At 72.0% G+C, this 4,502-nt stretch carries 4 protein-coding genes and 2 pseudogenes; all 6 read left to right on the top strand.

Annotation, left to right across the window (positions count from 1 at the left end):
- A pseudogene (locus AOJ26_RS44710) lies at positions 1 to 195 on the top strand (carbon monoxide dehydrogenase subunit G); the annotation flags it as partial.
- A 24-nt stretch (positions 196 to 219) separates the two neighbouring features.
- The gene (locus AOJ26_RS36865; RefSeq protein WP_053852713.1) at positions 220 to 1,011 is read left to right on the top strand and encodes an aldose epimerase; all 792 of its coding nucleotides are present in this window, start codon (positions 220 to 222) and stop codon (positions 1,009 to 1,011) included.
- Between the two features lie 10 nt (positions 1,012 to 1,021).
- The gene (gene pyrE / locus AOJ26_RS36860; RefSeq protein ID WP_053852712.1) at positions 1,022 to 1,570 is read left to right on the top strand and encodes an orotate phosphoribosyltransferase; all 549 of its coding nucleotides are present in this window, start codon (positions 1,022 to 1,024) and stop codon (positions 1,568 to 1,570) included.
- Between the two features lie 139 nt (positions 1,571 to 1,709).
- Entirely contained in the window at positions 1,710 to 2,741 is a 1,032-nt protein-coding gene (gene fbaA, locus AOJ26_RS36855; RefSeq protein WP_053852711.1) for a class II fructose-bisphosphate aldolase, read from the top strand.
- 59 nt (positions 2,742 to 2,800) lie between these two features.
- Positions 2,801 to 4,303 carry an MFS transporter gene (locus tag AOJ26_RS36850; protein ID WP_053852710.1) on the top strand — a complete coding sequence of 501 codons (1,503 nt, stop codon included), beginning with the start codon at positions 2,801 to 2,803 and terminating at the stop codon, positions 4,301 to 4,303.
- A 135-nt stretch (positions 4,304 to 4,438) separates the two neighbouring features.
- Positions 4,439 to 4,502 (top strand): annotated as a pseudogene (locus AOJ26_RS43190) (DUF3151 domain-containing protein); the annotation flags it as partial.

Genomic DNA, 4,502 nt, shown 5'->3' with positions numbered 1-4,502 from the left:
GCCCACGCCCGCCGCACGATGATCGGCCGCAGTGCGGAAGAGGTCGACCACGCGCCCCCGAGGGGCCGTTACGCCCCCGTCCCCGCTCCCCAGACGGTGGCCTCGGGTGTGCCCCTGCGCTGGGCGGCGCCGGCGGCGGCGGTGGCCCTGGCGTCGGCGATCGTGGTGGGAAGGGCACTGCGGAAACGCCGTTGAGCGGCTGCCCAGTAGTGTCGTCCCGTGAGCCATGAAGACATCACACTGACCGCGGGCGACGCGGAAGTGACCTTGCAGCCGGCAAACGGCGGACGGGTCGGGGGACTTCGAGTCGGGGGCGTCCAACTGCTGCGCCAGGGCGACCGGTTCGGCTGCTTCCCGATGGTCCCCTGGTGCGGCCGCATCCGGGACGGACGGTTCCGTGACGGGGCCGAAGTCCACCAGATGCCGCTCAGCTCCCCGCCGCACGCCATCCACGGCACGGCCCGCGACGGCGCCTGGAGCGTCGCCCGCACGACCACCGACGAGGCGGTCCTCACGTACGACCTCGTCGAGCCCTGGCCCTACCCGGGCCGCGTCACCCAGATCGCGGCACTCACCCCGGACGCCCTGACGCTCACGATGTCCGTGGAGACGTACGACGCCTCCTTCCCGGCCCAGATCGGCTGGCACCCCTGGTTCAACCGCACCCTCGACGGCGGCGAGCCCGTCCGGCTCGACTTCACCGCCGCCTGGCAGGAGGAGCGCGGCGACGACCACCTGCCCACCGGCAACCGCGTCGACCCGAAGCCCGGCCCCTGGGACGACTGCTTCGGCATGCCCGGCGGCGTCGACGTCACGCTGACCTGGCCCGGGCAGCTGGAGTTGAAGGTCACCAGCCGCGAGGAATGGGTCGTGGTCTACGACGAGCAGGAGGCCGCCGTCTGCGTGGAGCCGCAGACCGGGCCGCCCAACGGCCTCAACACGCTGCCCCGCCTGGTCACGCCCCTGGAGCCGCTGGAGGCCTCGACGACCTGGACCTGGCGGCGCCTCTAAGCTGACAGGCATGACTGACGCACGTGCCGCCCTCAAGCAGCAGATTCTCGACAAGGCCGTGGTGCACGGCAAGGTGACCCTGTCATCGGGCCTGGAGGCCGACTACTACGTCGACCTGCGCCGCGTGACCCTCGACGGGGAGGCGGCCCCGCTGGTCGGCCAGGTGCTCCTGGACCTGACCGCGGACCTGGAGTTCGACGCGGTCGGCGGCCTGACCATGGGCGCCGACCCCGTCGCCGGCGCCATGCTGCACGCGGCCGCCGCGCGCGGCCGGCGCCTGGACGCCTTCGTCGTGCGCAAGGCGGCCAAGGCGCACGGCATGCAGCGGCGCGTCGAGGGCCCCGACATCGCCGGGCGCCGGGTGCTGGTCGTCGAGGACACCTCCACCACCGGAGGCTCCCCGCTCACCGCGGTCGAGGCGGTGCGCGAGGCGGGCGCGGAGGTCGTCGCCGTCGCCACGATCGTGGACCGCGCGACGGGCGCCGCGGAGAAGATCGAACAGGGCGCGGGGGTGCCGTACCTCTTCGCGTACTCGAAGGACGAGCTGGGGCTGGCCTGACCAGGGAGTGACCACGGGATGGACCATCCGGCCAAGTCTGGAAGGATGAGGCCGACGATGACGTCGAACCCCCACACAAGGTCTAGGTCAGGGCCGTAAGCACGCAGTACGCCAACCCGCAGACACAAGGAGCGGACACATGCCGATCGCAACCCCCGAGGTCTACAACGAGATGCTGGACCGGGCGAAGGCGGGCAAGTTCGCCTACCCGGCCATCAACGTGACCTCGACCCAGACCCTGCACGCTGCGCTGCGCGGCTTCGCTGAGGCCGAGAGCGACGGCATCATCCAGATCTCGACCGGTGGCGCCGAGTTCCTGGGCGGCCAGTACAGCAAGGAGATGGTCACGGGTTCCGTGGCCCTCGCCGAGTTCGCGCACATCGTCGCCGAGAAGTACCCGGTCACCGTCGCCCTGCACACCGACCACTGCCCCAAGGACAAGCTCGACGGGTACGTACGCCCGCTGCTCGCCGTGTCCGAGGAGCGCGTCAAGGCCGGCGGCAACCCGCTGTTCCAGTCGCACATGTGGGACGGCTCGGCGGAGACCCTCGCCGACAACCTCTCCATCGCCCAGGAGCTCCTGGAGCGCGCCCGCGCCGCCAAGATCATCCTTGAGGTCGAGATCACCCCGACCGGTGGCGAGGAGGACGGCGTCTCGCACGAGATCAACGACTCCCTGTACACGACCGTCGACGACGCCATCCGTACGGCTGAGGCGCTCGGCCTCGGCGAGAAGGGGCGCTACCTGCTGGCCGCCTCCTTCGGCAACGTCCACGGTGTCTACAAGCCGGGCAACGTCGTCCTCCGCCCCGACCTGCTGAAGGAGCTGAACGACGGCGTCGCCGCCAAGTTCGGCAAGCCGACCGGGTCCCAGCCGTTCGACTTCGTCTTCCACGGCGGCTCCGGCTCCACGGAGGAGGAGATCCGCACCGCGCTGGAGAACGGCGTCGTCAAGATGAACATCGACACCGACACCCAGTACGCCTTCACGCGTCCGGTCGCCGACCACATGTTCCGCAACTACGACGGCGTCCTGAAGGTCGACGGCGAGGTCGGCTCCAAGAAGACCTACGACCCGCGCACCTGGGGCAAGCTGGCCGAGGCGTCGATGGCCGCCCGGGTCGTCGAGGCCACGCAGAACCTGCGCTCGGCGGGCACCCGGATCAAGTAGCTCCCGCGTTTCCCGTGAGCCCGGTGCCTTCGCGCCGGGCTCACGGTATATCTGGGCCCATGTCCGACGTCAGGCTGGCCTCCCCGCAGGGCAAGTGGATCCTGCTCACCACCGTCCTCGGCTCCAGCATGGCGATGCTGGACTCGACCGTCGTCAACGTCGCCCTGCCGCGCATCGGCCGCGACCTGGACGCCGATCTCGCCGCCCTCCAGTGGACGGTCAACGCCTACATGCTGACGCTGGCCGGACTGATCCTGCTCGGCGGCTCGCTCGGGGACCGCTACGGGCGCCGCAAGGTCTTCGTGGTGGGGGTCGTGTGGTTCGCGGCGGCCTCGCTGCTGTGCGGCCTGGCCCCGAACGCCGGTGTCCTCGTCGCCGCCCGGGCCCTCCAGGGAGTCGGCGGCGCCCTGCTCACGCCCGGTTCCCTGGCCCTGATCCAGGCCTCCTTCCATCCCGATGACCGGGGCCGGGCCGTCGGCCTGTGGTCCGGGTTCGGCGGCATCGGAGCGGCCGTCGGCCCCTTCGTGGGCGGCTGGCTGGTGGACGGGCCGGGCTGGCGCTGGGTGTTCCTGCTCAACGTGCCGCTGGCGCTGGTGTGCGCGCCGATCGCGGTACGGCACGTCCCGGAGTCGGCCGGGGGCACCTCCCGCCCGGACGGAGCCGAGAGCGGCGGAGACCGTGGCGATCACGGTCGCTTCGACGTGCTCGGCGCGGTCCTCGGCGCGCTGGCGCTCGCGCTGGTGACGTACGCGCTGATCGAGGCCCGCTCGGGTTCTCTGCTGGTCGCCGTCACGGCGGTCGCGGGTGTGGCCGCCGGGGTGGCCTTCGTGCTCGTGGAGAAACGCCGTCCCGACCCGATGATGCCGCTCTCGATCTTCGCGTCCCGGCAGTTCACCGCGGTCAACCTGGTCACGCTGTGCGTGTACGCGGCCTTCGGCGGGTTCTTCTTCCTGGCCGCGCTCCAGCTCCAGGTGGCGGTGGGGTACTCGGCCCTCCAGGCCGGTACGGCCCTGCTGCCGACGACCGCCCTCATGCTGCTGTTCTCGGCCCGCTCGGGCGCCCTCGCCGACCGCATCGGACCGCGCATCCCGCTCACCGCCGGCCCGCTGCTGTGCGCGGCGGGGATGCTGCTGATGCTGCGGGTCGGGCCGGGGGCGTCGTACGTGGCGGACGTCCTGCCCGCGCTGCTGGTCCTCGGTACCGGCATGGTCACCCTGGTCGCACCGCTGACGGCGACCGTGCTGGGGTCGGTGGACGCCTCCCGGGCGGGACTGGCGAGCGGCATCAACAACGCGGCGGCCCGGGCGGCGGGCCTGATCGCGGTGGCCGCGCTGCCGCTGGTCGCGGGGATGGGGGAGGAGGCGTACCGGTCGCCGGGCGCCTTCGACGACGCCTTCGGGCGGGCGATGGTGGTGTGTGCGGGGGTGCTGGTCGTGGGTTCCGCGGTGGCGTTCGCCACGGTGCGGTCGCTGCCGGCGGGGTGCCGGAAGCCGGAGTGCCGTACGCACGGGGCTGTTCTGGCCCCACCGCTGGAGGGGGAGCGGACCCGGGGGCGGCTGTAGTTCCCCGCGCCCGTGGGTGAGTGCGGTGCAGGCTGGTCGAGCTGTACCCACCTGTCTGGGGGCGCGGGGAACTGCGCGACCGGCCCCCTCGGACCCGCAGCCGAAAACCTGCCGTCGGCGAGGGAGACTGGACCCATGTCGATTCACGAGAACCTCCTGGGGGGCCCGCCCCCCACCCACCTCCCCGATGACCCCGAGC

Origin of the sequence: Streptomyces sp. NRRL B-24085 (assembly GCF_001282115.1) — a bacterium.
GTDB lineage: Bacteria > Actinomycetota > Actinomycetes > Streptomycetales > Streptomycetaceae > Streptomyces.
Note: the sequence above shows the minus strand (reverse complement) of the source record. Positions and strands in the feature narration are given on the sequence as shown.